Origin of the sequence: Nocardia sp. NBC_00511, assembly GCF_045161165.1 — a bacterium.
Taxonomy (GTDB): Bacteria; Actinomycetota; Actinomycetes; order Mycobacteriales; family Mycobacteriaceae; genus Nocardia.
Map to the genome: position 1 here is coordinate 2,871,734 of NZ_CP107849.1, position 26,449 is coordinate 2,898,182.

The window sequence follows — 26,449 nt, forward strand, 5'->3', positions numbered from 1 at the left end:
CGTTACGCGGCGTCGGCCTTGTTGTACGCCTCGATAACCTCTACGGCGACGCGTCCGCGAGCGGACACGTCGAATCCGTTGGCCCGGGCCCAGTCCCGGATGGCTCGGCTCTGCTCCCGGTCGACGGCCGGAGCGCCCTTCGCAGCGGCGGCCTTACCCTTCGTGGTTCGACCGACCTTGCTCGCATGCGCAGTCCACCGTTCGAACTGCCCACGCAACGCCGCCGCGTTCAACGCGGACAGGTCGATTTCATAGTCCACGCCGTCGACCGCGAACAACACCGTCTCCTCCGCGATGGACTCGCCGTCGAAGTCATCCACCATCTCGACGATGACCTTGCGTGCCATGACAACTGCCTTTCGATCGAACTGATGTAGTCGTGCCGGGGAGGACCTTAGCGGAGGCGCCGCGGCTTCCGCCGGAGGCCGCCTCGGGCCGGTCGTATCCGAAGCGGCGAGAGGGTGGGCCTCGGTCCGGCTACCACCTGAGACCGAGCAACCTTCCCGACTGCACGGTGGCATCACTCGGCCCAGAAGCAATCCGACGCATCCACGATCCCCCAACTGTTCAGCCAGTGCGCCAGTGCATAACTGGCGATGATCTCCTTGTCGTCACGGTCAGAGGTCGACTTCGTCCCGTCGGCCAGTTGCTGGACGCGGCGATGTAGCCAACGCAGGTTGAATCCGATTCGCTCCAGTGGGGCGTGCCCTCGATCGAGTTCGGCAAGGATGTGGTCTTTGTGGGCCGCGTAGCCACGCGAGGTCACGCCGTCCCAAGGAACCTTGCCGCGGCGATGAGTGACAGCCTCGGGCAGATCGGACGCGAACGCCTCGGCGAGGATCGTCTTATCCGGGCCCGAACGGTCCGATAGGCGGGCCCAGGCCAGGCCACATCTGATCCAGGCGACATCGGTGAACGGCGAACGCGTTGTGATGCCGAACTTTTCCTTGAAGGCGACATCGAATTGGGAACTGTGCGAGAACGTCAACGTGCTTCGCTTCATCAAGGGGTCGAGACGCGCAGTCTCCACGGTGCGCTGGATCCGGCGCCAGGCAGCGTCCGAAAACGCCCCCGGGTTCAGTGGGCGCGGCGAGCGTTCGCGATCGAGAAGCTCCTCGGCGAACAGCTGGTCGCCACCATGACCGACGATGATGCGATCAATGCCTTCCTGCAACGCGACACGGGCAACGGTGAGATCGCGTTTGAGCCGGAGGACCCCGATCGAAGGCTCGTCGAGCCGTGGTCGCCAATCAGTGGGAGCATAGACGAAATGCTTTGTGCCATCGATACATACGCGAGTGATTCCGAGGATGTTCGCGACCGAGTCTTGAATCCCTTCCTCGAATCTGAATTCGTAGAACGGCATCGACTCCGACACGCCGAACAGATCTACACCGTGAGCGCGCGCGCCCACGGCAGCGATCGTGCTGTCGAATCCGCCCGAGAGCTCGAGCAACGCACGCGGACGAATCGCCTGGCGCTCACCGAATGCGCCCGCAGCTGATCGCAATGCTGCGATAAGTCGGCCGCGATCGAGCGCCACAACCTCACCGGAAGCGAAGTCCACCGGCCGTTCCGAGAGCGAGCCAGCAGGTGCCGACAGGTGGGTCACTGCCCCTCGCCGACAACGGAACCAACCAGCCAACGGTGTGCACTCGGAAAGATTCGGTTCATTCTGATTCGCAACCGAGACAACCGCGACCGATGCCAGAAGCCCTGAGACGGACAGTCGTCGCGCCGAATCGATCGGAAGTGTCGTACTCAGGACCAGCGCCTTCTGCACGCATGTCCAGTACAGGGGGAAGTTCGATGCCCCACCCCGCCGAACGTGGAAGGTCCCGTCGTGCGCCGCGATGACCACGGCGTCGGTGGGCTCGAGTGCGAACGGGTGCTGCGCCATGCCTCCGCCCGACAGACTCCCGGCAGCGGAGAGGAAGCCCTCCAGCCGTTCATCTATCTCGTCCTCGAACAAGCTGAGGTAGTAGAGCGGCACACCTTGGGCCACTGTGCGACGGGCTGCTACGCCCGCCCGCACGTCCATCGTCATGTCGCCCTCGACGAACTGCGACGGTTCGCCGGGACCCGAGGGAACTGCGGAGCGCCTCAACAGGATCCGAACACGATCAAAGGACTGTAGATCCAGTGCTCGGAACGAGGCTCGTAGGGTACGACACCGTCGACCGAGCACCAGGCGTGCATTTTCGTGGTGGGCGAAAGGATACCGACCGCTACTTCACAATCGAGTGGCACCGTCATACACAAAAAGGAGGTGATCAACGCCCGGGGATAACAATCGGAAGTTCCGAGCGACTGTTCCACGGCCATCACCGCATTGCCGACATCCTCAGGCCCCCAGGCCGGGTGTTTCGAACCGACCCGGGCCATCCAGCGAGACAAGCGCATTGCACGGCTGATCGACAACAATGTTCGGTGGCGATGAAAGAGCAAATACAAGAACCGGATGAACCATCCAACACTCGCTGTCGTCTCCGCACAACCGACCAGAGCAATGCGGGAAGCAGGGTCCACCAAGGGATCCCGATATTCGGACGCTCTCAATCCCAACAGCAACGGAAGGAGAGAACCCGTAGCGAGACCCCTCGGCATCCGGTATGTCGAACCGAAACGCGGACCATGAACGATGATGTCCTGCATTCCGTCGACATGCAGACATGTCCACCGAGCGTAGATGCCCACTTGGCTCCGCGTCCGAATCGCGACGTGAGTCCTGTCAGTTGTACTGCATATTGGGGTTGGTCTCCTGCCACGGACCGGAACTACCGGCGATGGCCCGCGGACCAGCGAAGCGGCGGAACAAGATTGAGTACACGATACGCAACGTCTTCATCGTACTGAGCCTTTCGGCATCGATCTGGACTCTCTGCCAACGCATCAACTGTCGTTGGCCTGTCGATGGTACGCCCGGCACTGCCCACACGGTACTGAATTCACCTGTAGCACAGTACGGATCGAATTGAACCGAACGGTCCCGACGGAATTGTCGAAAGTTGACACCTGCTTGCCGCTACCCTCGGCCGCCCGGGAGGTTCTCGACGGTGACCGGATCGATGGCTTCCCCGGCGGGGAGGTCGAATCCGAATACCTGTCCGTAGAAACTCAATTCGGAGTCCAATGCTCTGCGGATGTTCTCCGCCCGTCGGAACCCGTGCTGTTCCCCTTCGAAAAGGACATAGGCGACCGGGATCTGTCGTTCTCGTAAGGCGTCGACGATCATCTGGGACTGATTGGGCGGGACTACTGGATCGTCGCTGCCCTGCAAAACGATGAGGGGGCTGCGGAAGCGATCGACGTGGTGAATCGGGGAGCGCTCTCGATAAAGATCCTTCTGGGCGGGGTATTCACCGATCAGGCCGTCGAGGTAGCGGCTCTCGAATTTGTGGGTCTCGGCGGCGAGGGCCTCGAGGTCGGCGACTCCGTAGTGGTCGGCGCCCGCGGCGAAGGGGGTGTCGGTTCGAGCCAGTGCGGCGAGGGTGGTGTAACCGCCCGCCGAGCCGCCTCGGATGGCGAGGCGATGGGGGTCGACGCGGCCGTTGTCCGCGAGCCATCGGGCGGCGGCGATGCAGTCGGCTACGTCGACGACGCCCCAGGCGTCGCGCAACAGTTCGCGGTAGGCGCGGCCGTAGCCGGTGGAGCCGCCGTAATTGACGTCCACGACGGCGAAGCCGCGGCTGGTCCAGTACTGGGTGCTCGGCGACAGCACGGGCAGTGCCTGTGAGGTCGGGCCGCCGTGGATCATCACCAGCAGTGGCGGCAGTTCCGCATCGCCGCCGCGGTATCGGGTGCTGGCGGGCGGGTAGAACAGGGCGTGTGCCGTGCGTGGCGCACCTGATCGATCCGTCGATGGGAACGAGATCGGCTCGGGTACCGACACTTCGGCGGATTCGAGACCGAGATCGCGTGGCGCACGTAGGGTTTCGACGAGGTGGGTCGCACCGCCGAATTCGATGCGGTAGATGCCGAGTTCGGCAGTGGGTGCGCCCGCCACCACGACCACGGCGTTCTCGTCGGCTCGCTCGATCGTGACGAGCGCCGAGAAGGGCAGCTCGAGATCGGTGACCGACCCGTCCGGGCGACGCACCGCGAGTCCGTCGTAGCCGTCGCGCCAACGGGCGAACACGATGCTCCGGTCCTCGAGCACGACGTAGCGCGCCGAGCCCAATTGCCATGCGGGCATGCCGATTTCGGCAGCCATCTCGATGACGGCCTCGACGCTGCCGCCGGGCGTCCACCGGTAGAGATTCCACCACCCGTTGCGGTCGGAAAGGAACAGCAGCGACCCGTCGTCCTGCCAGCGCGGTTCCTGCACCGACTCCCCCGGACCACCCGCGATGACGGTGTCCGTACCGGTCGCCAGCTCACGCACCCGCAGCACGGTGTCGTCCCACGGCATCGACGGGTGATCCCACGCGACCACCGCGAGCAGTCCCCCGTCCGGGCTCACTCGCGGTGCGGCAACGAAATCCGGTCCGCTGACCAGCACCTCCGGCTGCGAAGGCCGATCAGCCGACAGCCGCACGATCTCGTTACGCACATCGATCGCGCCCCGTCCACCGGCCGGGTGGCTCTCCCGGACCGCCACCATGGTGGTGCCGTCCGGGCCGAAAGCGCCATCGCCGTAACGGTCCCCGCGTCGCACCGCGGGCTCCGGGCTCAACGCGGCCGGAACCCCGCCCCGCTCGAGTCGGTACAACCGCTGGTCGGCCCAGTTGACGAAGTAGAGCACCCCGGCACGCACCCACCATGCGGCGCCGCCGTATTCGTGGATCGCCGTGCGGGCGTCCATCCCCTCCGGCAGCAGGTCGGTGCGTGTCCCGTCGGCCGCGCGCCGCACGATCTGGGTCCGCCCGCCTTCGGTGGGTCGCCCCTCCGACCAGTACACCTCGCCCCCGTCCACCCGCACCTCACCGAGGCGCACCGCGGCGCTCACGACGCTCTTGGACGTGGTGGAGGTCGGCCAGGACCCGAAGGGCAACTCGGTAGTCGTCACTCGAACAGGCTAGCCGCCGCCAACCGCACGTCCGGGTCAGGCCGAACGCCGACAGTCCCGGCATCTACCGGCCACCACCGACTCTGCCTACCCCTCAGCCGATTTGGACGATGCTGCCGCGACAGCTACTCGCCCGATCCGGCCTCGACGAACGTTCGCCGGCCGCGATTCCCTGCGGATCATCGCGAGCGTAAGTCTGTTGCCGATGCGATACCGGCCAGCACGATCGTCGGATGAATTGCGTTCAGCGGACCGCACCGGTCCCTCGATGACAGACACCGAACCCCTGTCTGTCGAGTCGAGATCGGAAAGCGGTCATGCAGAAGCCGTGCCTGTCGGACCGACCGCGATCTACCAGCGGAATTCGGCCCTGTGGTCATGTTTCGGCGCGGGGTTCGCGACGCTGCTCGACGGTGCGGTGATCGCTTTCACCGCGCCGAGTGTGCAGTCCACTCTGGACCTGACCGACTCCGACATCCAATGGTTTCTCGCGTCCTACTCCCTGATGTTCGGTCTCGGCCTCGCTCCGGCGGGTCGGCTCGGCGATCTCTACGGCCGCCGTGGACTGTTCATCGCCGGTCTGGTGCTGTTCCTGGTCGGCGCGGTCGTGTCGGCGACCGCGGGCGCAGCCTGGTCGGTGATCGGCGGACGTCTCGTCCAGGGTTTCGGGGCCGGGGTGATCAGCGCCCAGGTGCTCGCCGTGATCCAGGACGCGTTCACCGGACCGTCTCGACTGCGAGCGCTGGCCGGTTACACCGCGGCCGGAGCGTGGGCCGCCATCGCGGGTCCGCTGTTGGCCGGGCTGATGCTGTGGTCACTGCCGGCCGAATCGGCCTGGCGGGCAATACTATTGCTGCCCGTCCCCTTCGTCGTCGTGACGATCGTGCTCGGTGCCCGGGGTCTGCCGCGAGCTCCTCGGGTGCGTCACCGCACCGATTTGGATCTGCCCGCGATCGCCATGCTGGGAGTGCTCGTAGTGGGCGTGACGATCCCGGTCATCGATCCGGGTCTACCGGGTCTCATGATCGCGGCGGTGTCGGCGGGGTGCGCGCTGCTGGTCGTCGGCCTGGTGCTGTGGGAGCGCGGGTACACCCGACGCGGCAAGCTGGCGTTGTTCGCGCCCGAGCTGATGCGCTCGCGCGGCTTCGTGACCGGAAATGCGGTGGCGGCGCTGTGGTTCGGGGCCGCGCTGGCGTTCACCACCGTCAAGACCATCTACTTCCTTCAAGTGTGTGATCTGCCCGCACTCGTCATCGCGGTGTCGCTGATCCCGTCCGCCCTCGCGCGGATCGTGGCGACGCGCTGGGGTCGGCGGCGCTTCGTGACGCACGCTCCGACGATGATCAGCGGCGGGCTGTTCCTGCAAACCGCAGGTCTGCTGGCGAGCGCGCTCGCCGCGCTCTACAGCGACGGATGGACGCTGTTCCTGATCATCTCGGCGTTCCAGATCGCCGTGGGTGCCGCCGGTGGTCTCGTGGAACCGCCGCTGCGCGCGGTCACCCTCGCATTCTCACCACCGTCGCTGCACGGTGTCGCGGCGTCGTTCCTACAACTGACACAACGCCTTTCGGCCACCTTCTGCATCGCGCTGACCACCGGTGTCCTACTGTCGTTCGCGGGGCATCATTCGACGAATCCGCTGTGCTGGGCGACTCTGCTGTGTACCACCGCGACGGCCGTAGCCACCGTGTCCTCGTGGTCCCACCACCTGCGCGCCGAGCCCCGATCGCACACGGCAGTCAGGTAATTCACCTGCCGGGTCGGCGCGGCATCGCGGGCGCCAATCGTGGCACCGGCGGCAGTGGCACGGCCGCCGGTGACGCTCGAAACGCTTGAATCATCAGGGCGGCGAAACGACGGGAGGCCGCCAGGCGTGCAGCCTGTGTCCCCGCGTTGATCCCGTTGTTGGCCATGATCATCAGGATGAGGTCGTCGATCCCGACATCGGCGCGCAGGCGCCCGGTGGCCTTGGCGCGGCGGATCAGTTCGGCGGCGCCGGTGATCGAGGCGGTGCGGATCGCGGTGAAGTCCATCGCGTGCGGGTAGGCGGCCATGAAGGCCGCGGTGAAGCCGTGGTCTCGTGCTTGCAGTTCACAGAGCTGCTCGACGGTGTGGCAGAAGCCTTGCCAGGGATCAGGATCGGCCAGCCCCTCGTCGACCAGGGTGCGGCAGGCCAGCATCTGGTCGGTGAACGCGGCGGCGACCAGCAGCTCCTTGGTCGGGAAGTGGCGGTAGAGGGTGGCGGGCCCGACCTCGGCGCGGCGGGCGATCTCCCGCATCGGCACCTCGAGGCCTTCGGCGACGAACACCGCCCGCGCCTGATCGAGGATGCGTTCGCGGTTGTCGCGGGCATCCGAACGCAGGGTGTGAGGCAAACGGGTGGTCACCGCTCTCACTTTAGCTAAACGGACGGGGGTGTCCGTTACCGTCCGTTTGGTCCGACCCGATCGAACAGAACACGGAGAAACCAATGCGTGCAGTCACAGTCACGGCGTTCGGAGGTCCCGAGGTCCTCGCCGTGGTCGAACTCCCGGACCCGACTCCGGCGGCCGGGCAGGTGGTGATCACGACCGAGGCGATCGGCGTCGGCGGGGTCGATGCCCTGATCCGTAGCGGCGCGCTGGCCGCCTACGGCGTCACGCCCGGTCACATCCCCGGCCAAGAGGTCGCGGGCATCGTGACCGAGGTCGGTGCGGGTGTCGACACGGAATGGATCGGTCAGCGCGTGTGGGCGTTCACCGGTGAGGGCGGCGGCTACACCGAGCGCGTCGCCGTCTCGGCCGAGGCACTCGTCCCTCTCCCGAAGCACCTGTCGGCGGTCGCGGCGGTGACACTCGGCACCTCGGGTCCGGTGGCCCAGTTCGCTTTGCGCCATGCGCATTTCGCGCCCGGCGAGTCGGTGCTGGTGCGTGGCGCGGGCGGTGGCATCGGAGTCATGGCGGTCCAGCTCGCCGCGCGCGGCGGCGCCGGTGCGGTCGCGGTCACGACGTCATCGGCCGAGCGCGGCGAGAAGCTGCGCAAGCTCGGCGCGACCCATGTGCTCGACCGCGTCGGCCGCAGCGCGCAGGACGCCCCCGACCGCTACGACGTCATCGTCGACATCGTCGCCGGTGCGGACCTGCCGTCCTTCTTCGATCGACTCGAACCGAACGGCCGCATGGTGGTTGCCGGTGTGATGGCAGGCCTGCCACCCGCGGACTTCGGCACCGCGATGATCGCGGGCTTCCGCAGGTCGATGTCCTTCGCGACCTTCAGCGCCGACACCGTCCCCATGCCCGCCCGCCGTGCCGCGACCGCCGAACTGTTCGCCGCCGCGGCCCGGGGTGAGCTGGAAGCGGTTGTGCACGAGCAACTTTCCCTGACACAGGCCGTACTGGCGCACCAGAAGATGGAAACCGGCGAGGTATTCGGCAGAATCGCACTCACACCGTGACGACCAGCTACGGCCGAACGAGTACCTTCAGGGCTTCGCGGTCGTCCATGGCGCGATAGCCCTCGGCGGCGTCGGCCAGCGGAATTTCCCGGTCGAAGACCTTGCCGGGGTTCACGCTGCCGTCGAGCACTCCGGGGAGCAGGGTGTCGATGTAGGCACGAGCGGGGGCCGGACCGCCGGTCAGCGTGATGTTCGGCCCGAACAGGGTTCCGAATCCGACTGGGGCAGAGGCATATTGGGGTACGCCGACGCGACTGATGACACCGCCCGGTCGTACCACTCCGATGGCCTGCTCGTAGGCGGGCATGTGACCCACGGCTTCGATGACCACGTGGGTGCCGTCGCCGCGAGTCAGTTCGCGCACGGCCGCGATCCCCTCCTCACCACGTGCGGACACGACGTCGGTGGCACCGAATTCGCGCCCCAGGTCGGTGCGATCCTTGTGCCGACCCATCAGGATGATCTGTTGCGCGCCAAGCTGTTCGGCGGACAGCACCGCCATCAACCCGACCGCGCCGTCACCGATCACCGTGACCGTCGTCCCGGCGCCGACCCGCGCCTTGACCGCCGCGTGATAGCCGGTCCCGTAGACGTCGGAAAGTGTGAGCAGCGATGGAACCAGGGGCGAGGACTCCTCGACCGCGACGGCGACGAGGGTGCCGTCCGCGAGCGGCACGCGCACGGCTTCGGCCTGGCCACCACGCACATCGCCCGAGTTCCAGAACCCACCGTGCCGACACGAGGTCTGCAACCCTTCGCGGCAGAAATCGCAGGTGCCGTCCGACCACGCGAACGGCGCGATGACGAAGTCGCCCTTGCGCACCGTGCTCACCTCGCGACCGACGTCTTCGACGATCCCGACGAACTCGTGGCCCATGGAACTGCCCCGGGGCGTCGCCGACATGTTGTGGTACGGATGCAGATCCGAACCGCAGATGCAGCTGCGGACCACTCGGACCACCGCGTCGGTCTGGTGTTGGATGACCGGGTCGGGCACGTCGATGACGCGGACGTCACCGGCGCCGTACATGTAGGTCGCTCGCATGCGATTTCTCCGATCGTGCCGGGCCGAGTGGGCTGTGCGTTCACGCTTCGGGAATCTTCTGACCATAGTTGCCGAGGGTCTGGCCGTCCTGTTCGGGTCCGCTACACACTCCGGTACCGAGGCTGTCAGGCGCGCCCGACCCATCGCCCGCTTCCCGATGCCGGACGTGCCGACACGGGCACCCGGATCGCACTGGTCAAATCCCGGCCGGGCGCGCACCCGCCGCAGCAGGCCCCGGTTCCGCGTTGGGGCTGAGGTGTCGCCCCGCCCTACCCGTCGGCCTGAGGTGGACCTCCGGCCATCCGACTCACCGACCGCGATTGCCGAACGAGTTACCGAGAAGGTTCACGGATTCTTCTGCTGCAGCAGAGATTTCGACAACGGCCCGGAGAAGGCAGCGACTGCACCGTGGCGCCCGATGTCCACAACTGTCCGATCGCGCCGCCGCCCACCGATATCCGCTCGGCAGACGTACCCGCGTTCGTTCGATCCGAGCGAAAGTGCGCCTGGTGCACGCCCGCACGCGGCGCGGGCTCGCACCCGGTGATGATCACTCGCGAATGCGGCTGTCGCCGAGCCGCACTGCTGGTACCGACCGTTCGGCCTGCTGACGTAGGGTGACCCTCGTGCAGGACGAAGTCACCCTCCAGATGGCCGCTCCGGCGGAGCGGATCTGGGAACTGGTCAGCGATGTCACCGCTATCGGGCGCTTCAGCCCCGAGACGTACGGTGCGGAGTGGGTGGGGCGCGCCACCGGGCCGGTGGTCGGTGCGAAGTTCCGCGGGCACGTGAATCGCAACGGGTGGGGGCTGAAGTATTCGACCGTGTGCCGGGTGATCGCTGCGGACCCGGGCCGCGAATTCGCCTTCACCGTGGTCGGGCCCGGCGGTATGGAGATCAATACCTGGCGCTACCTCTTCGAATCCAATGCCGAGGGGACGCTCGTCACCGAATCCTTCCACCTGCACAAGTCCCTGCCGCTGCGCGTGTATTGGCTGCTCGCAGGCTGGACGCGCGGCGACACGAACCGCGAGGGCATGCGCAAAACCCTCGAAAATCTGAAGGCGTACGTCGAGTCTGCGCACTGACTTTCTCGATCCGGACCAAACCGCCGACGCGAGGAACACGAATCTTCGGATCGGCGGCGCGATTCCGCGCTGCCCGATTTCCGAAAGGCGATGAGGGTGGACGCGAGCAGATCGAGAATCGACACAGTCGTACGGTGGGCGCTGGCCCTGATCGTCGCCTCGGGCGGACTGGCGGCGGCCGCCGGTCCCGCCGCGGCCGCACCGGATACCGCCCGCGTGGTCTCCGCGCATCCCATCGACGATCGCACCGATATGGTCGCGGTGCACTCCCCCTCGATGGACAAGGACATCGACCTCGAGGTGATCCACGCCGCGACGGCGAATCGCCCGACCCTGTACCTGCTCAACGGATCTCAGGGCGGGCCGAACGGCAGCGGCTGGGACTCGCAGACCGACGCGATGGCGTTCCTGCGCGGCAAGGACGTCAATGTGGTGAATCCGATGGGCGGCGCGAGCTCCTACTACACCGACTGGGTGCGCCCGGATCCGGTGCTGGGAGTCAGCAAATGGCAGACGTTCCTCGACGAGGAACTGCCCCCGGTGATCGAAGAGTGGCTGGGCGCCAATGGAACTCGCGCCGCGGCGGGGGTGTCGATGAGCGGCACCTCGGTGCTGAACCTCGCCATCGCCAAGCCCGGATTCTGGGCCGGTGTCGCGTCCTACAGCGGCTGCGCGCAGACCTCGGACCCGGTCGGGCAGGAGTTCGTGCGCATCACCGTCGAGAACTGGGGCGGCGGCAACAGCATCGAAAACATGTGGGGCCCACTCGACGGGCCGCTGTGGCGCGCCAACGACCCCCTGCTCAACGCCGATCGCCTGCGCGGCACCGCCCTCTACCTGAGTTCGGGCACCGGCATCGCGGCCGCCCCGCACGACACTCCGTCCGACCGCCGGGTGGCCGAGGGCCGCATCCCGCTGCCCGTGCAGATCGGCATCGGCGGTCCGATCGAGGCCGCCGTGCACTATTGCACCACCAACCTCACCAACCGCCTGCACGAGCTGTCCATCCCCGTGACGGTGGACGAGCGCCCGGTCGGCACCCATTCCTGGGGCTACTGGGAGGACGACCTCCACACGTCCTGGCCGTTCCTGGCTCAAACCCTCGCGATCGCCCCGAACTGAGCGCACGGGAGTAGCCCGCGAGCGATCCGTGCCGACAACTGCGGCCCACCGACCAGCGGGCCGGACTACGCTCGACGCGTGCACCTGGAATTGGTCACGATCATCGTCGACGAATACGACGCCGCCATCGAATTCTTCGTCACGACACTGGGTTTCGATCTGATCGAAGATTCCCCGTCCCTGACGAACGATGGACGGCCCAAACGCTGGGTGGTCGTGCGACCCCCGGGCGCGACCACCGGCATCCTGCTCGCCCAGGCCGATGGCGACCGCCAACGTCAATCCGTCGGCAACCAGGCCGCCGGACGCGTCGGCTTCTTCCTCCGAGTCCCGGATTTCACGACATCCCACCACCGATTGACCGCCGCCGGTGTGCATTTCGTGACCACCCCACGCACCGAGCCCTACGGACAGGTAGCCGTCTTCCTCGACATCTCCGGCAACCGCTGGGACCTGCTCGGCCCACCCGAATCCTGAGCGGCGGGCGGCGTCCTGGCGTTGGCACTGTACCGACACCTCGAGCAATTCCCCGATATTTACTAAGGCAGACTTATCAGTTAGCCTTACCATCATGGATGCTGATCTGGACCCCGCGGAGGTCGCCGCGGCACTGCTCGCGGGTGTCACCCTGCTCGTGCGGCGGATTCGTCAGACGCCGGCGCCGGGGGAACTCACCATGCCCGAGCGGGCCGCGCTGGCGCAGCTGGGCCGGTCGGGACCGTCCACGTCGTCGGCACTCGCGCGCGAACTCCAGGTCACCGCCCAGTCGATGGGGTCGACGGTGGCCGCCCTGCGCGAGCGCGGGCTGATCGAACGGCGGCCGGATCCGGACGACGGGAGACGCGTCGTGCTGACCGTCAGCGACGCCGGTCACCAAGCGCTTCGCGACAAGCGCAACGCGCGCACCGAGCTCGTCGCCGAAGCCCTCACCAGTGGCACCTTCTCGGCACAGGAGATGCAGCAACTCGCCTCCGCCGCAACGCTATTGGAGCGTCTGGCCCAGCACATCTGACCGGGGAACAATGAGCACCAACCTGATGACGGACAGACCCGCACCCACCGCTTCCGGCAAGCCCGGCGACCGGTACAAGTGGACGGCGCTGACCAATACCACCGCCGCGGTCTTCATGTCCGCGCTCGACGGCTCCATCGTGCTGATCGCGCTGCCCTCGATCTTCCGGGGCATCCACCTCGATCCCCTGGCACCGGGCAATATCGCCTACCTGCTGTGGATGATCATGGGATACCGGCTGGTCCAGGCGGTATTGGTGGTCACAGTCGGCCGTCTGGGCGATATGTACGGGCGGGTCAAGATCTACAACTCCGGATTCGCGGTCTTCACCTTCGCCTCGATCCTGCTGTCGGTGGACCCGTTCGACGGCGGGCACGCGGCCATGTGGTTGATCGGCTGGCGGGTGTTGCAGGCGGTCGGCGGGTCGATGCTGACAGCGAATTCGGCCGCGATCCTCACCGACGCGTTCCCGCAGGAGCAGCGCGGGTTCGCGCTGGGCGTCAACCAGGTCGCTGGGCTCGGCGGCATGTTCATCGGACTGGTCGCGGGCGGGCTGCTGTCGGCCTGGGACTGGCGCGCGGTGTTCTGGGTGAATGTGCCGGTGGGCGTGTTCTTCACGCTGTGGGCCTACCGCACCCTGCGCGAGACCGGCAAACGGTCGGGCGGTCGCATCGACTGGTGGGGCAACATCACCTTCGCGGTGGGCCTCAGCGCGATCCTGATCGCGGTCACCTTCGGACTGCAGCCCTACGGCGGGCACACCATGGGCTGGACCAACCCGCTGGTCGACGGATTGATCATCGGCGGACTGGCCTTGCTCGCCGCCTTCGTCGCGATCGAGAACCGGGTGGCCGCGCCGATGATCCAGTTGAGCCTGTTTCGTTCGCGCGCTTTCACTTTCGGCAATCTGGCGGGCCTGGCCATCTCGATCGGGCGCGGCGGCATGCAGTTCGTGCTGATCATCTGGCTACAGGGCATCTGGCTACCACTGCACGGCTACGACTATGCCGACACCCCACTGTGGGCGGGCATCTTCATGCTGCCGCTGACCGCCGGATTCCTGGCTGCCGGACCGGTTTCCGGGTATCTGTCCGATCGCCTCGGTTCACGCGGGCTGGCCAGCGGTGGAGCGCTGCTGTTCGGGGCCAGCTTCCTGGGATTGATGCTGCTGCCGATCAACTTCAGCTACTGGATCTTCGCGGTGTTGATCGCGCTCAACGGGATCGCCAGCGGCATGTTCGCCTCCCCCAATTCGTCCTCGATCATGGGGAGTGTGCCCGCCCGCTCGCGCGGTGTGGCCTCCGGAATGCGCTCCACGTTCCAGAATTCCGGTACGGCGGTGTCGATCGGAGTGTTCTTCTCGCTCATGATCGCCGGGCTGGCCAGCAGCCTGCCGCACACGCTCACCGACGGTTTGCGGCAGCACGGTGTGCCCGCCGACGTGGCCGCCCAGGTCGGCAATCTGCCTCCGGTGTCGTCGCTGTTCGCGGCGCAACTCGGGGTGAATCCGGTCCAGACGCTACTGGAACCCAGTGGGGCCCTGAACCAATTGACGACCGAGCAGCAGCAGACGCTGACCGGACGCGAGTTCTTCCCGACCCTGATCTCCGGGCCGTTCCACTCGGGCCTGGTCATCGTGTTCGCCTTCGGCGCGGTGCTCGCCCTGCTGGCCGCGATCGCCTCTCTGCTGCGCGGGACCGGCACCCCGCGTCCCGCCGAAACCACCCAGCTCGACCCGACCACCAGCGAAGGAAAAGCCATGGCACTCAGCACAATCGACCCCGCCTCGGCGCTCATCGTGATCGATCTACAGCAGGGCATCGTCGCCTCCCAGACCGATCCGGCCGTCGCGGGCATCGTCGAGCGTTCGGCGCGGCTGGCGGCCGAGTTCCGTCGCCACGAACTGCCTGTCGTCCTGGTCAACGTGACCGGCCGAGCCCCCGGCCGCACCGAATCCACCCGATTCGCGGGCGGCACGGAATTGCCCGCAGGCTGGGCCGATCTCATCGACGAGCTCGATGTCCAACCCTCGGATCACCTGATCACCAAGCGGCGCCGCAGCGCCTTCCACGACACCGGCCTCGACACCCTGCTGCGGGACCTGGGCGTGACCCAGATCGTGCTGGCGGGCATCGCGACCAGTTCCGGCGTCGAATCGACGGCGCGCGCCGGATCCGACCACGGCTATCACGTGGTGCTGGCCACCGACGCCATGAGCGATCCCGACTCCGACGCCCACCGCCACAGCGTCGAACGCGTCTTCCCCAAACTCGGCGAAACCGCCACCGCCGCAGAGGTTATCGACATGGTCGAGGCGACCCGCTGACGCCGGTCCGGTGAGTGTGGTGATTTCGCCGCGCCGACAAGTGTTTCCGATGCGCATTCGATGCAATCGGGGCGATCGCGCCTACAGTGGACTGGTGAGCATCGAATGTTCGAGCACCATCGCGGTACCTCGGGCGGAAGTGTTCGAGTGGTTTCGCAGGCCCGGCGCGTTCAGCCGCCTCGCCCCACCCTGGATGTCCGCGAGCATCGAGTCCGAGGCCGGGTCATTGGCCGACGGGCGCGCGGTGCTTCGCTTGCCGGGCGGGTTGCGCTGGGTGGCGCAGCACAGCGCTGCGGATTTCGATCCGCCGCAACGGTTCGTGGATCGGACCGCGGTCGACGGTTTGGCGTCGATGCCGGTGGGGCGGCTGTTGCCGTGGCGGCACACCCACGAATTCGAGGCGGTCGACGACGGGCACACCCGGGTCGTGGATCGGGTGGACACTCCCGTTCCCGCGATGCTGTTGCGGCCGATGTTCGACTACCGGTATCGGCAGCTCACCGATGATCTCGCAGCTCACGGCCAGGCGGCCGAGCGCGGATTCGAGAAGTCGACGATCGCCGTCACCGGCGCGTCGGGACTCGTCGGGTCGGCGCTGACGGCGTTCCTGACCACCGGCGGGCACCGGGTGATCCGCCTGGTCCGGCACGCGCCGTCGAATCCCGATGAGCGTCAATGGGATCCGGACGCACCGGCGGCGGATCTGCTGGACGACGTCGACGCGGTCGTGCATCTGGCGGGTGCGTCGATCGCGGGCCGGTTCACCGCCGCCCACAAGCGCGCCATCGCCGACAGCCGGATCGGCCCGACCGCGCGGCTGGCGGCACTCGCCAAGGCGACCGGCGTGCCCACGTTCGTGTGCGCGTCCGCGATCGGCTACTACGGCGCGGATCGCGGCGACGAGATCCTCACCGAAATCGATTCGCGCGGAACCGGATTCCTCGCCGATGTGGTGGCGGACTGGGAAGCCGCCGCGAATACCGCCGCCTCCCCCGCGACGCGCGTGGTGCGGGTGCGCACCGGCATCGTGCAGTCACCGCGCGGCGGCACCCTGCGTCTACTACGCCCGCTGTTCGCCGCCGGGCTCGGTGGCGCGATCGGCAACGGCCGCCAGTGGCTGCCCTGGATCGGCATCGACGACCTGGTCGACATCTACCACCGGGCACTCTGGGACACGAACCTGACCGGTGCGGTGAATGCCGTTGCCCCCCAACCGGTTCGCAACCGCGACTACACCCGCACCCTGGCCCGCGTCCTGCACCGCCCCGCGATCCTTCCGATCCCCCGCTTCGGCCCCGCTCTCCTGCTCGGCCGCGAAGGCGTAGCCGAACTGGCCGCCGCGAGTCAGCGCGTCCAGCCGACCCGTCTCACCGCGGCCGCCCACCCCTTCCGCGACGAGGACCTCGAATCCTGCCTGCGCCACCTCCTGGGCCGCACCCGCTGACACGGCGGTGCCGGGGCACCCTACTCGGCACCCCGGCAACCGCTGACGCGAATGTCAGTCGCGGAAGGCGTCCTTCACCTTCTCGCCCGCATCCTTCAGGTTGGACTTGGCCTGGTCGGCCTTCCCCTTGTTCTCCTGCTCGGAGTCCCCGGTGACCTGCCCCAGCTTCTCGCGGGCCTTACCGGCCAGTTCCTCGGCCTTGTTCTTCGCCTTGTCGGTTGCGCTCATCGCGTTTCCTTCCATAGAGGGCGGATCCAAGGGCCATCCAACGACCCATCCCCGCCCTACCCGCCCACCCCACCTCCAAACAGCCGCCCGCCCGCGCGGGCCCCGATTCACCCGCGCAAACCGCACTCGACCAGCAGGAACAGCGGGCGCACGAAGTTGTCGTCCCACCACGAATTCTGTTGTCGCTGAGCCTGGCTCGGATGCGGCTCCCACAGCCCCGTCACAACGAAACCGGCCGCCGTCAACATCCCGATATAGGCCTCGAGCGAGTGGAATTGCTGCACCGAAGCAGCCGGAGACCGCTGCCCCGCCACCGAGAACGGCTGTTCCACGGTGCGAACCCCGAAATACTCGTCGACAGCGAAGTCCCCACCCCCCACATCCGGCATCCAGCACAACCATCCCGGCCACATCCCCGATCACGTCGAGCAGAGCCGGATCGGTCACCTCGACCTGATACGGATCCACCCCGTCACGAACAATCCCGATCCAGAACTCCGCATTCCGCGCATAAGCCGGTTCCGGGGCGGGTGGTCAGGGGCGGGGGCGGGGTGTGGTGCGGCGGGCGTTGGCGCGGTCGGTGAGGATTTGGGTGCGGCGGGCGGTCATGGCGGCGGCCGGGTCGCTGTCGGCGCGGATGGCCTGGAAGACGGCGTGGGCGTCTTCGGCAGCGTCGCGCGCGCCGATGCCGGCTGCCGGGGTGATCGCGTGGTCGGCGTCGCCGATGAGCAGGGTTCGTCCTGCGGGCTGGGCGGCGTTGTCCAGGAGCACGTCGCGGGCATTGGAGACGTGGATCGAATCGGTGTGTGAGAGCAGCGTTTCCAGGAGCTGCCGGTTGTTCGGGGCGGCGTCCAGGATCGTGGTGGCCCATTCGTCGACCGGGCGCAGGCCCAGGTCATCGCGCTCGAGCGGGGAGCGCGGGATGCGCAGGAACCACAGTGCGGTGGTGTCGTCGGCCGGTGACCAGACGTGGCCGAAGGTGCTGCCGGGACCTTCGGGGCCGACTTCGGCGTAGAAGTGCAGGACGTCGGGCACGGTCTCGAGATTCAGTCGGGTGGTGGTCATGCCGTACAGCACGACGTCTCCGGAGTAGGTGGGGCGGCGGGCCGGTTCGAGGTGTGCGCGGACCGCCGAGTCGATGCCGTCCGCGCCGATGATCAATCCGTCGGCGATCGCGATCGATTCCCCGCCGTCGAGATGCAGCAGACCGGCGCTATCGGACACGGTGAGCCCGGTAATCGCCGCGCCCCGATGGACTTCCGCGCCCGAACCGTCCAGGAATCGCGTCAGAACGGCGATCAGGTTGCGGCGCAGCCAGAACCGATGGCCCGCGTCCGGCCGCGCACTCTTCACCCCGGCACTGTTCCGATAGTCCAGACCGGTGATCGCGTGCGAGGCCGCATGCAGTTCGGCGATATCCACCCCGAGTCCGATCAGGGCGTCATGACCACGCTGGTCGAGGAACAGGAAAGCGCCACCGCCACCGCTGTTCTCGGCGTCCCGCCGCTCGAAAAGGCTGACTTTGTGCTGCGCGCGAGCCAAGGCCGCGGCGAGTGCGATTCCGGCGATCCCGCCACCGATGATGGTCGTCATACTCGGTCCTCCTGTGCCGTTGAACGGACGGTGGGGCGGCACGCCGTCGAGCGCCAGACCGCCTCGGGACCAAGGGTATTCGGGTCAGCTGGTGTAGCGGACGAGGACGGAGTTGTCGCCGGGTTCAGGCTCGACTCGCCGAGGGGACTCGCCGATGGCGTTCGGCGACGATCAGGTAGAGCACGAAACCGAAAGCGGCGCTGGTGAACAGGCTGCTGACGAAGAACAGCCACGGTTTCGGGAAGCCTTTGCGCAGGCCGCCCGCGATCGACATGAGCGGCAGGATCAGCACGTTGAGGAAGACGTAATCCTGGGAGGCGGAGTCGGCGGCCCAGTTCGGGAACATGAGGTAGACGTACTGGGTCCAGCTCGAGCCCGGTCCCCACAGCGGATTGCTTCCGGCGTGGTGGTATTCGAGCACGAAGCGGATATTGAAGTACCAGCCCAGGATCACCGAGGCGAAACCGATTGCCCAGTAGGCGAGTTCGAGGGCGGTGACGCGGGGGCGGGCGGCGGTGAACACGGTGCGGTTCAGGCTGATGATCCAGGCGGTGACCGCGATCCCGAGAATCGCGTGAACGATGAGGCTGAGCGCGTACATGGGCGGATTCTAGGACCGGCTTACGTCAGATATGACAGTTTTCGCATTCATTTTGTCACTGTTGACATTTTACGGACGCGGTGGGACCGTTCGGCTCATGTCGGACTATGACGCCATCGTGATCGGTGCCGGGCACAACGGACTCGCGGCGGCCGCGATCCTGCAGCAGGCCGGACTGCGAACCCTGTGCCTGGAAGCCAACCACTACGCCGGCGGCATGGCCTCGACCGTCGAACTGATCGACGGATACCGCTTCGAGATCGCCGGTTCCGAACAGTTCCCGACCTCCGCGCGCCTGAGCGCCGAACTCGGGCTCGACACCGTTCCGACGGTGCCCCTGGAGGTCATGTCGGTCTCCACACTCGGTCGCGGTGACCCGCCGTTCATCTACTACACCGACCCGATGAAGCTCGTCGAGCACGTCAACGGCGTACACGGCCTGGACGTGCTGACCGGCATGGCGGGGCTGATGGCCTGGGCACAGGCCCCGGCCCGCGCGCTGGGCCGTTTCGAAGTGCGCCGCGAACCCAAGACCATCGACGAGATGTTCGCCTGCGCGACAAACGAATTCGAGCGCTCCGCCATCTCGGAGATGCTGTTCGGCTCACTGTCCGAGGTCCTGGACCGCTACGTCCCCGACAACGACCGCACCCGCGCCCTGCGCGGCATGATGTCGTTCCTGGGCCTGAACATGACCTTCCGCGGCCCCGAAACACCGGGCACCGCAATGGCATTGGCGTTCGGCCTGGCCACCCCGGAGGGCGACGGCACCCTGATGCGCAAGATCCAGGGCGGCATCGGCGCGCTCACCACGCATCTGCGTGAGCGCTTCGAGAAGGCGGGCGGCACGGTCAGGTTGCGGACGCCGGTGGCGCGCATCGACACCGACGGCTCCCGGGTCACCGGGGTGCGCACCGCCGACGGCGAGCAGATCACCGCCCCGATCGTGGTGTCCTGCATCGCACCGGATCTCACCGTCGGACAGCTGCTGGACCCGGCGGTGGCGGCGACGGATCTGCGATCGCGGCTCGCGCGCACCGATCATCGCGGCAGCTATCTGCAGATGCATTTCGCCCTCGACGCCATCCCGGAATTCGCCGAACCCTATGCGGTGCTCAATGATCCGGTCATGCAGTCGGCGATCGGCATCCACAGCACGCCCGAGGAGTTGCAGCAGCAGTGGGAGCAGTGCAGGCGTGGTGAGGTGCCGCAGGAACCGGCGGTGATCCTGCAACTGCCCTCGGTGCACGATCCGGCGGTCGCGCCCGCGGGCAAGCATGCCGCCTCCGCGTTCGCGCTGTGGTTCCCGATCACCGACGACCGCGAGCAGTACGGCCGGCTCAAGGCCGAGATGGCGCAGCGGGTGATCGCCCGAATCTCCACGCTGGCACCGAATTTCGCCGAGGTGATCAGCCGTCAGATCGTGTTCACGCCCCGGCACATGGATCGCATGTTCGGCGCGCCGGGCGGCGACTACTGCCACGGCCTGGTGCATCCGGAGCAGATGGGCCCCAATCGCCCGGGCCCCACCGGTTTCCGGGATCTGCCGCTGCCGGTGACGGGCCTGTATCTGGGCAGTGCGGGCTGTCAGGGCGGTCCGGCGGTGTCGTTCATTCCCGGATACAACGCCGCGCACAGCGCCCTGGACGAGGCCGGGCAGGATCCGGCTACCTAGAATGCGGTTCATGCCCGCCGCGACCACCGCCACCAAGGCCGAGCGCACCCGCGCCGCGCTCCAGCACGCGGCGCTGGCGCGTTTCCTCGAGCACGGCGTGGACGCCACCTCGATCGCGGATATCGCCGCCGACGCGGGCGTCACCGAACGCACCTTCTACCGGCACTTTCCGTCCAAACAGCACATCCTGTTCGCCGACTACGACGCGCGGCTGGGCTGGTTCCGTCAGGCGCTGTCGGTACGGCCGCCCGGCGAACCGGTGACCGCGTCGGTGCGGATCGCGGTGGAGTCGTTCCCCTATGACGCGGCCCTGCATCAGCTCGCGGTGCTGCGCAGCGAACATCTGGAACAGGAGCTGGTACAGGCACACATCAAGACGGTGCAGGCCGAGTTCGCGCGCGAGATCGAACAGTTTCTGCTCGAGCGCACCGGCGCGGCCGCGGTGTCCGACGAGGCCTACCGGATCTCGATCACCGCGCAGTGCGTCAGCGCGGTCATGTTCACCGCCACCGAAACCTGGTTCGCGCGTGGCGATCTCGATGTCGCCGAGCTATCCCGCCTGGTCGAGCTGGGGTTGCGCACGATCGGCGACGGGATCTCCTGAACCCGGACCGGGGCGGGCGGGCCACGGAATGTACACGGGGATATAGCGTCCCATCGCCGCCGCGCCCAGCAGCGCGAGCCCGCCGACCGCGAGCACCGCGACCGACAGCGGCCCGGCTGCGGCCAGCCCGCTGACGGCGAGGGGTCCCGCGAAGTAGCCGCCGTCGTGGGTGAGCCGCCACGCGGCCAGGAATTCCGCACGAGTGGCGACGGGTGCGATATCCGCACCGATGGTCATGATGACCCCGTTGCCGATCCCGTTGCCGATGCCCAGCACCACGGCCGCCAGGCCCAGTGTCAGCGCCGAATGTGTCAGCGGCACAAGGAAATACCCGAGAGCGAGGATGGTCAGCGACGGGACCGCGATGAACCGTCTGCCGAAGCGGTCCATGACATGCCCGGCCGGGTATGCGCACAGCACGTCCAGTCCCGCACCGATCCCGTAGATGAGGCTGGCGGTGGCCGCGCCGACACCCAGGTGGTCGGCCCACAGCGGCAGCACGGCGTCGCGGCAGGCGCGGGCGGCTCCCATCAGCAGCGATCCGGCACCGAGGGTGAACAGCAGCGTGTGATGCGCGCGGCCGATCTCCAGCAGCGACAGCGGCGGCCGCACCACCGCCCCCGCCGCCCCGACCTGCGGATCCGGCAGTCGCGCCATCAGGTATCCGGCGATCACGATGGCGATCAACTGCACGAGAAACCCGCCGCGCGCACCGAATCCGGTTATGGCCAGCGCCCCGAGGATCGGGCCGAGGAAGAAGCCGAAGCGCATGGCTCCGCCGAACAGTGACATGGCCCGCGCTCGGCGCTCGAACGGAATCACCTCCGACAGGTAGCTCATGCGCGCCAGACCCCAGATCGCGTTGGACAGTCCGACCACGGTGAGTCCCGCGCACAGCATCGGCACATTGCGCGCACACAGGCACAGCAGCACGCCGAGCACGCCCGCGCTGCTGGCGGCGATGATCGAAACCCGTTCGCCCAGCCGGGAAACGACCTGACCGGCGGGGATATCTCCGAGCACCTGGCCGAGTCCGACCAGCGCGACGGTCAGCCCGGCGACGGCGGGCGACGCCCCGAGGTCGAGTGCGGTCAGCGTCATGACCGGGGCGGCGGCTCCCATGCCGAGCCCGTACGCGGCGGCGGGGACGTAGACGGTGAGCAGCAGCGGTCGCAGTGACGGGGGTGCGTCGGTGGTCATCGGGCGGCTCGGACAGACACGGGCAAGACGGTTCACGCTCTCGGGAGGTCGGTGACCGCACGGGGGTGCGATGCCGCCTCACTGTGCGAAGTGGGCCGCCGCCGGGCAAATTCGATTCCACGACATGGAAATCACCGTGATTCGATCACGTCTGCCGGGTCCCGCCGCCCGCTATTTACATTCCGGCCGATCCCAAACCTGGGCACCGACGCCCGGTTTCGGTTGAATCCGGCACCGTGGCAGCACAGTTCACGACCGTGTCGTTCCTGACCCCGGGCAACTTCCTCGACGACGATCCGTACACCGGACTCGAGGACACCCTGCGGCTGTTCGAATACGGCGAGCGGCTCGGATTCGACGGCGGCTGGATCCGGCAGCGGCATCTCGAGCACGGTGTCGGGTCGGCGGCGGTGTTCCTGGCCGCGGCCGCGCAGCGCACCGGTCGAATCGAGTTGGGCGCGGCCGTGATTCCGATCGGCTACGAGAGCCCGTTCCGGCTCGCGGAGGACCTCTCACTGGCCGATGTGCTCTCCAAGGGCCGCCTGCAACCGGGTTTCAGCGCGGGCACACCGCCGCACGCCGAGCTGATCGGCGACCTGGTCTTCGACGGCGATTGGCGCAGCTACGACCTGTCACACGGCCGCATCGAACGGCTCATCGACAATCTGCGCGGCGACTTCCTGGGCGACGCGGACACCGTCATCCAGTCCCCCGGCAATACCCAGCGGCCCCGGCTGCAACCGCACAGTCCCGGTCTCGTCGACCGGCTCTGGTACGGCGGCGGCAGCGGCCGCTCGGTGCGCTGGGCCGGTACGCACGGCCTCAATCTGCTCAGCGGCAATATCGTGACCGGCGAGCACAGCGACGACTTCGCCACCGCGCAACTGACTTTGATCGACGAATACCGCGGGCGGGTGGATTCCGCGCGCCCGGGCCGGGTCGCGGTCGGCCGGGTCATCGTGCCGCTCGACAGCGCCGATCGGGCGACCCGCGAACGCTATCGGGCGTACGCGGCGTCCCGGCACGAGCGCACCCTGGCCCCGCGCGGGGAGCGCCGCATCCTGTTCGCCCCGGATATCGTCGGCACCTCCGAGGAGATCATCGAACGGCTGCACGCGGATCCGGTGCTCGCGCGGACGAGCGAGCTGCGGCTGGAGCTGCCCTACGAATTCCACCGCGAGGACTACGAGCAGATCCTGCACGACACCGTCGAGTCGATCGCCCCGGCCTTCGGCTGGAAACCCGCGACCGTCGACGCGCGCTGAGGCGTCGCGCACGTGTCGTGGTCGGCTGCGGCCGAATTCACTCCCGCCGACGCGGCGCGTCGCATACCGGGCGGCCGTGGTCGCTGAATATCGTCGTCCGAAGACCTATTGGTCCGGTTTCATTCGCGAACGGCGGGGAATCGTCACCGGGGCGGCCGCATCACCGGGGTCGCGGAAGGAGCGGGCGAATGTTCGAACGGGCGGTGCAGAAGTCGGTCGAGTTGGTGTTGCGCGGCGGCACCAATGTGCAGGTGCCACTGGCGTCGAGGTACGTCGACCGGCTGCGGCGCAAGCATCCCGAGCGCACGCCCGACGACATCGCCCAGGCCCTCGCCACCCGCTACAAGGTGCTGGTCACCGCCAGCGGCACCATCGCGGGCCTCAGCGCCGCGGTGCCCGGGGTGGGCACGCTGATCGGATTGGCCGTCAGCGGTGTGGAATCGGTGTTCTTCCTGGAGGCGTCCGCGCTGTACGCGGTGTCGGTGGGCACCGTGCACGGTTTCGAGTCGATCTCCCCCAAGCGCCGCCGGGCGCTGGTGGTGGGTGTGGTGCTCGGCGAGAGCGGCGCGGAACTGCTGGGCAAGAACGCCAGTCAGTCCGCCCGCGACTGGGCCACCGCGGTCGCCGACCACCTCCCGATCGTGCGCTCCATCGACAACGCGATGGCCAAACGCTTCATCGTGCAGTTCATCGTCAAGCGCGGCGTCCTGGTCTTCGGCCGCACCCTGCCCGCCGGCATCGGCGCGGTGATCGGCGCGGTCGGCAACCGCGCCCTGGCCAACTCGGTGATCACCAACGCGCACAACACCTATGGCCCGCCCCCGGCGACCTGGGCGGACGCCGACACCGCCCGCGTGATCGACGTTCCGTCCCCGACGCACTGACACGGGGCCTCGGCGATGGTGGCTCGCTACCAGAAACTCTCGACCACGTCACGTACATCGCTGGCCTGCACCGTGCTGTGCTGACCGGCTGCGGCCCGACGCCGGGGTAGCACCTACGCGGCCGAGCCCGGGGCTTGCACGAACGTGAGCCCGGAACGCTTGCGAATGGTGAACCCGAGCGTTTCGTAAAGGCTGATGGCAGTGGTGTTCTCGGCGCGGGCGTGCAGGAACGGAATCTCGCCGCGCGCGCGGATGCCCGCGCCGACGGCGCGGATCAGCCGGGAAGCGTAACCGCGGCCGCGGAATTCGGCGTCGGTGCACACGGCGCTGATCTCGGTCCAGCCCGGCGGGTGCATGCGCTCACCGGACATCGCCACCAGTCGACCGTCCACCCGCACGCCGAGGTAGGTGCCCAGCTCGATGGTGCGGGCAGTGAACGGTCCCGGATCGGTGCGGGCGATCAGCGCGAGAATCTCGGGAACATCGGCGGCGGTGAGGATTTCGAGCTCCGGATCGGCGGCCACGCGCAGCGCGCTGCCGTCCATCTGCACCGAGCCGAAGCTGTCGAGCACCGTCCAGTCGGCGGGCGGCACGAAGTCCAGGCCGCGCAGCGCGGTCGCACCGCCCGGGCCCAGGACGGTGGCCAGGTCGTCCCAGTCGCGGTCGGCGAAGGTCCGCGGGTGGCCGATGAAGCGCGCGACCTCCGGATCGTAGCGGCCGATCCGCCCCACCCACTGGGCGAAGCGAGAGTGCTGGCCCCGCAACGACTCCCGAACCGGGTCGTCGAGCGGGTGCAGCGCGGGGTCGGTGTCGATCGTCGATTCAGCGGTCACTTGCCACCCTCCTTTACAGCATGGTCGAACAAGAACGTTAGCGAACCGTATGACCACCCGGACCCATTGCACTCAGCGGGATTCGGTACCCGCGCCACCCCCGATCGCCGATTTTCTTGCGAATGAAATTTCATTTGCAACATCAGGGTTCACCTGGTTTTATCCCGGTGTTGTGCAATGGTTTTCCGTATGCCAAGATCAACCGCGTCGGCGCGGGGGAAGCGCTTGTGAGGCAGTCGGCGCAAGGAATAGGCACCATTTCCGACCTCACCTGTGCACCCGAAGGGTTACTTCCCCTTGATCTCACGACTATTCGGTCGCCCACTACGCCACCTGTCGCGCCGCGCCTCGCGCCACCTACCGCGACCCGCGCGCTAGCGTCGCCCGCCGGGCCGAACCGCCCGCGCACGGCATTCACACTCGTACCGAATCACGTACGGCCACTTGGTCATCGGCGCCTCAGGGACGCGGTTGCCGGTACCCGGCCGAATACTCGATGCCAGCTCAAAGGACTTGAAGGAACACAGTGGGAGCCATAGTTCTCAGCAAGGACGTCCCGGGAACCCCGGAGGCGCTGTTCCGAACCATCATCTCCCCCACCACCTGGGAGCACTGGTTCGGAATCCATCACGACTTCATCGGCCGCCCGCCCGAATGCCTCACCGAGGGTTCGACACTGGTCTCGGAAATCCTGCTGCACGGCATGACCGAGGAGGTGGCGTGGACGGTGAAGACCCTCGACGCGCCCACCCATGTCGCACTGCAGGGATTCGGACAGGACGGTGTCCGTTGCGATTTCACCTATCACCTCCAGCCGTCGGACACCGGAACAACTGTAACCGCCGGTATCGCCTTTACCGGCCCGTTGATCACCAAGACGGTGACCAAGGCGCTCGAGCAGCGCGGCTACGACGATCTCGATTGCACGCTGGGTCAGCTCGCCGAACTCGCCTATGCCCTGCACGGTGAACCCGCGCAGCTGAGCGGAATGTGACCGTTTCCGGCGCGTCGTGATGCCAGGTAATTGCCGATCCTGAATATCGTCACCGGAGAGGAGATTTCTCCGGTGCGATCGGGAAGGCGAGGCA

Annotated in this window: 25 protein-coding genes; 13 read left to right on the forward strand and 12 right to left on the reverse strand. The window is 67.4% G+C overall.

Features of this window, described 5'->3' with window-relative positions; all coding sequences use genetic code 11:
* Positions 1-2: 2 nt before the first annotated feature.
* From OG300_RS13630 to OG300_RS13645, 4 genes are all read right to left on the reverse strand, one after another.
* Positions 3-347: an Lsr2 family protein gene (locus OG300_RS13630; protein WP_405495764.1), complete on the reverse strand. Its 345-nt coding sequence runs from the start codon at positions 345-347 to the stop codon at positions 3-5.
* 173 nt (positions 348-520) lie between these two features.
* The gene (locus OG300_RS13635) at positions 521-2,047 is read right to left on the reverse strand and encodes a hypothetical protein (protein ID WP_405495765.1); all 1,527 of its coding nucleotides are present in this window, start codon (positions 2,045-2,047) and stop codon (positions 521-523) included.
* 56 nt (positions 2,048-2,103) lie between these two features.
* Positions 2,104-2,655, reverse strand: coding sequence for a lasso peptide biosynthesis B2 protein (locus tag OG300_RS13640; protein ID WP_405495767.1), 552 nt, complete (start codon positions 2,653-2,655; stop codon positions 2,104-2,106).
* A gap of 370 nt (positions 2,656-3,025) precedes the next feature.
* Positions 3,026-5,008, reverse strand: coding sequence for a S9 family peptidase (locus OG300_RS13645; protein ID WP_405495769.1), 1,983 nt, complete (start codon positions 5,006-5,008; stop codon positions 3,026-3,028).
* A gap of 328 nt (positions 5,009-5,336) precedes the next feature.
* Between OG300_RS13645 and OG300_RS13650 the strand changes: the two genes are divergently transcribed.
* Positions 5,337-6,755, forward strand: coding sequence for an MFS transporter (locus tag OG300_RS13650; RefSeq protein WP_405495771.1), 1,419 nt, complete (start codon positions 5,337-5,339; stop codon positions 6,753-6,755).
* 1 nt (position 6,756) lies between these two features.
* Here OG300_RS13650 and OG300_RS13655 read toward each other — a convergent pair whose 3' ends face one another.
* Positions 6,757-7,395, reverse strand: a complete 639-nt coding sequence (locus OG300_RS13655; protein ID WP_405495773.1) for a TetR/AcrR family transcriptional regulator — start codon at positions 7,393-7,395, stop codon at positions 6,757-6,759.
* A gap of 83 nt (positions 7,396-7,478) precedes the next feature.
* On the opposite strand from OG300_RS13655, the gene OG300_RS13660 reads away from it, so the two are divergent.
* Complete coding sequence (locus tag OG300_RS13660; RefSeq protein WP_405495775.1) at positions 7,479-8,441, forward strand: zinc-binding dehydrogenase; 963 nt, start codon at positions 7,479-7,481, stop codon at positions 8,439-8,441.
* A 7-nt stretch (positions 8,442-8,448) separates the two neighbouring features.
* On the opposite strand, the gene OG300_RS13665 is transcribed toward OG300_RS13660, so the two are convergent.
* Entirely contained in the window at positions 8,449-9,486 is a 1,038-nt protein-coding gene (locus tag OG300_RS13665) for a zinc-binding dehydrogenase (RefSeq protein WP_405495777.1), read from the reverse strand.
* 626 nt (positions 9,487-10,112) lie between these two features.
* Here OG300_RS13665 and OG300_RS13670 point away from each other — a divergent pair.
* The 6 genes from OG300_RS13670 (at position 10,113) to OG300_RS13695 (ending at position 16,478) form a co-directional block, all read left to right on the forward strand.
* A complete protein-coding gene (locus OG300_RS13670) occupies positions 10,113-10,574 on the forward strand; it encodes an SRPBCC family protein (protein ID WP_405495779.1) in 462 nt (153 codons plus the stop codon).
* A gap of 90 nt (positions 10,575-10,664) precedes the next feature.
* A complete protein-coding gene (locus OG300_RS13675) occupies positions 10,665-11,696 on the forward strand; it encodes an alpha/beta hydrolase (RefSeq protein WP_405495781.1) in 1,032 nt (343 codons plus the stop codon).
* 78 nt (positions 11,697-11,774) lie between these two features.
* A complete protein-coding gene (locus tag OG300_RS13680; RefSeq protein ID WP_405495783.1) occupies positions 11,775-12,173 on the forward strand; it encodes a VOC family protein in 399 nt (132 codons plus the stop codon).
* Positions 12,174-12,267: 94 nt separating this feature from the next.
* The gene (locus OG300_RS13685; protein WP_405495785.1) at positions 12,268-12,708 is read left to right on the forward strand and encodes a MarR family winged helix-turn-helix transcriptional regulator; all 441 of its coding nucleotides are present in this window, start codon (positions 12,268-12,270) and stop codon (positions 12,706-12,708) included.
* 25 nt (positions 12,709-12,733) lie between these two features.
* Complete coding sequence (locus OG300_RS13690; RefSeq protein WP_405495787.1) at positions 12,734-15,034, forward strand: isochorismatase family protein; 2,301 nt, start codon at positions 12,734-12,736, stop codon at positions 15,032-15,034.
* 94 nt (positions 15,035-15,128) lie between these two features.
* Positions 15,129-16,478 (forward strand): TIGR01777 family oxidoreductase, encoded by a 1,350-nt coding sequence (locus OG300_RS13695; RefSeq protein ID WP_405495789.1) that lies wholly within the window; start codon positions 15,129-15,131, stop codon positions 16,476-16,478.
* Positions 16,479-16,532: 54 nt separating this feature from the next.
* On the opposite strand, the gene OG300_RS13700 is transcribed toward OG300_RS13695, so the two are convergent.
* The 4 genes from OG300_RS13700 to OG300_RS13715 all read right to left on the reverse strand — a co-directional run bounded on the left by OG300_RS13700 (position 16,533) and on the right by OG300_RS13715 (position 18,900).
* Entirely contained in the window at positions 16,533-16,706 is a 174-nt protein-coding gene (locus tag OG300_RS13700) for a CsbD family protein (RefSeq protein WP_405495791.1), read from the reverse strand.
* 107 nt (positions 16,707-16,813) lie between these two features.
* Positions 16,814-17,095 (reverse strand): hypothetical protein, encoded by a 282-nt coding sequence (locus OG300_RS13705; protein WP_405495793.1) that lies wholly within the window; start codon positions 17,093-17,095, stop codon positions 16,814-16,816.
* A 145-nt stretch (positions 17,096-17,240) separates the two neighbouring features.
* Positions 17,241-18,299, reverse strand: coding sequence for an FAD-dependent oxidoreductase (locus tag OG300_RS13710; protein ID WP_405495795.1), 1,059 nt, complete (start codon positions 18,297-18,299; stop codon positions 17,241-17,243).
* Positions 18,300-18,423: 124 nt separating this feature from the next.
* On the reverse strand, positions 18,424-18,900 hold the full coding sequence (locus OG300_RS13715) for a DUF2834 domain-containing protein (RefSeq protein ID WP_405495797.1): 477 nt from the start codon (positions 18,898-18,900) through the stop codon (positions 18,424-18,426).
* Between the two features lie 97 nt (positions 18,901-18,997).
* On the opposite strand from OG300_RS13715, the gene OG300_RS13720 reads away from it, so the two are divergent.
* Together OG300_RS13720 and OG300_RS13725 are read left to right on the forward strand one after the other, a co-directional pair.
* A complete protein-coding gene (locus OG300_RS13720; RefSeq protein ID WP_405495799.1) occupies positions 18,998-20,575 on the forward strand; it encodes a phytoene desaturase family protein in 1,578 nt (525 codons plus the stop codon).
* Between the two features lie 10 nt (positions 20,576-20,585).
* Positions 20,586-21,179 (forward strand): TetR/AcrR family transcriptional regulator, encoded by a 594-nt coding sequence (locus tag OG300_RS13725; RefSeq protein ID WP_405495801.1) that lies wholly within the window; start codon positions 20,586-20,588, stop codon positions 21,177-21,179.
* Here OG300_RS13725 and OG300_RS13730 read toward each other — a convergent pair.
* Positions 21,126-22,379 (reverse strand): MFS transporter, encoded by a 1,254-nt coding sequence (locus OG300_RS13730; RefSeq protein WP_405495803.1) that lies wholly within the window; start codon positions 22,377-22,379, stop codon positions 21,126-21,128. The two genes, OG300_RS13725 and OG300_RS13730, sit on opposite strands and share 54 nt — an antisense overlap.
* Before the next feature lie 236 nt (positions 22,380-22,615).
* On the opposite strand from OG300_RS13730, the gene OG300_RS13735 reads away from it, so the two are divergent.
* Both OG300_RS13735 and OG300_RS13740 read left to right on the forward strand, forming a co-directional pair.
* Complete coding sequence (locus OG300_RS13735; RefSeq protein WP_405495805.1) at positions 22,616-23,644, forward strand: LLM class flavin-dependent oxidoreductase; 1,029 nt, start codon at positions 22,616-22,618, stop codon at positions 23,642-23,644.
* A gap of 188 nt (positions 23,645-23,832) precedes the next feature.
* Positions 23,833-24,528 (forward strand): hypothetical protein, encoded by a 696-nt coding sequence (locus OG300_RS13740; RefSeq protein WP_405495807.1) that lies wholly within the window; start codon positions 23,833-23,835, stop codon positions 24,526-24,528.
* 113 nt (positions 24,529-24,641) lie between these two features.
* Here the strand turns inward: OG300_RS13740 and OG300_RS13745 are convergent, their stop codons facing one another.
* Positions 24,642-25,361, reverse strand: coding sequence for a GNAT family N-acetyltransferase (locus OG300_RS13745; protein WP_405495809.1), 720 nt, complete (start codon positions 25,359-25,361; stop codon positions 24,642-24,644).
* 526 nt (positions 25,362-25,887) lie between these two features.
* Between OG300_RS13745 and OG300_RS13750 the strand changes: the two genes are divergently transcribed.
* On the forward strand, positions 25,888-26,355 hold the full coding sequence (locus OG300_RS13750) for an SRPBCC family protein (RefSeq protein ID WP_405495811.1): 468 nt from the start codon (positions 25,888-25,890) through the stop codon (positions 26,353-26,355).
* Positions 26,356-26,449: the final 94 nt, after the last annotated feature.

What these genes read in the sequence shown, in the direction of transcription:
- OG300_RS13705 (WP_405495793.1), bottom strand. Translation starts at nt 17,095, where the DNA reads ATGCCGGATGTGGGGGGTGGGGACTTCGCTGTCGACGAGTATTTCGGG.
- OG300_RS13715 (WP_405495797.1), bottom strand. Translation starts at nt 18,900, where the DNA reads ATGTACGCGCTCAGCCTCATCGTTCACGCGATTCTCGGGATCGCGGTC.
- OG300_RS13740 (WP_405495807.1), top strand. Translation starts at nt 23,833, where the DNA reads ATGTTCGAACGGGCGGTGCAGAAGTCGGTCGAGTTGGTGTTGCGCGGC.
- OG300_RS13665 (WP_405495777.1), bottom strand. Translation starts at nt 9,486, where the DNA reads ATGCGAGCGACCTACATGTACGGCGCCGGTGACGTCCGCGTCATCGAC.
- OG300_RS13635 (WP_405495765.1), bottom strand. Translation starts at nt 2,047, where the DNA reads ATGACGATGGACGTGCGGGCGGGCGTAGCAGCCCGTCGCACAGTGGCC.
- OG300_RS13630 (WP_405495764.1), bottom strand. Translation starts at nt 347, where the DNA reads ATGGCACGCAAGGTCATCGTCGAGATGGTGGATGACTTCGACGGCGAG.
- OG300_RS13660 (WP_405495775.1), top strand. Translation starts at nt 7,479, where the DNA reads ATGCGTGCAGTCACAGTCACGGCGTTCGGAGGTCCCGAGGTCCTCGCC.
- OG300_RS13710 (WP_405495795.1), bottom strand. Translation starts at nt 18,299, where the DNA reads ATGACGACCATCATCGGTGGCGGGATCGCCGGAATCGCACTCGCCGCG.
- OG300_RS13725 (WP_405495801.1), top strand. Translation starts at nt 20,586, where the DNA reads ATGCCCGCCGCGACCACCGCCACCAAGGCCGAGCGCACCCGCGCCGCG.
- OG300_RS13640 (WP_405495767.1), bottom strand. Translation starts at nt 2,655, where the DNA reads ATGCAGGACATCATCGTTCATGGTCCGCGTTTCGGTTCGACATACCGG.
- OG300_RS13730 (WP_405495803.1), bottom strand. Translation starts at nt 22,379, where the DNA reads ATGACCACCGACGCACCCCCGTCACTGCGACCGCTGCTGCTCACCGTC.
- OG300_RS13685 (WP_405495785.1), top strand. Translation starts at nt 12,268, where the DNA reads ATGGATGCTGATCTGGACCCCGCGGAGGTCGCCGCGGCACTGCTCGCG.
- OG300_RS13720 (WP_405495799.1), top strand. Translation starts at nt 18,998, where the DNA reads ATGTCGGACTATGACGCCATCGTGATCGGTGCCGGGCACAACGGACTC.
- OG300_RS13690 (WP_405495787.1), top strand. Translation starts at nt 12,734, where the DNA reads ATGACGGACAGACCCGCACCCACCGCTTCCGGCAAGCCCGGCGACCGG.
- OG300_RS13700 (WP_405495791.1), bottom strand. Translation starts at nt 16,706, where the DNA reads ATGAGCGCAACCGACAAGGCGAAGAACAAGGCCGAGGAACTGGCCGGT.
- OG300_RS13675 (WP_405495781.1), top strand. Translation starts at nt 10,665, where the DNA reads ATGAGGGTGGACGCGAGCAGATCGAGAATCGACACAGTCGTACGGTGG.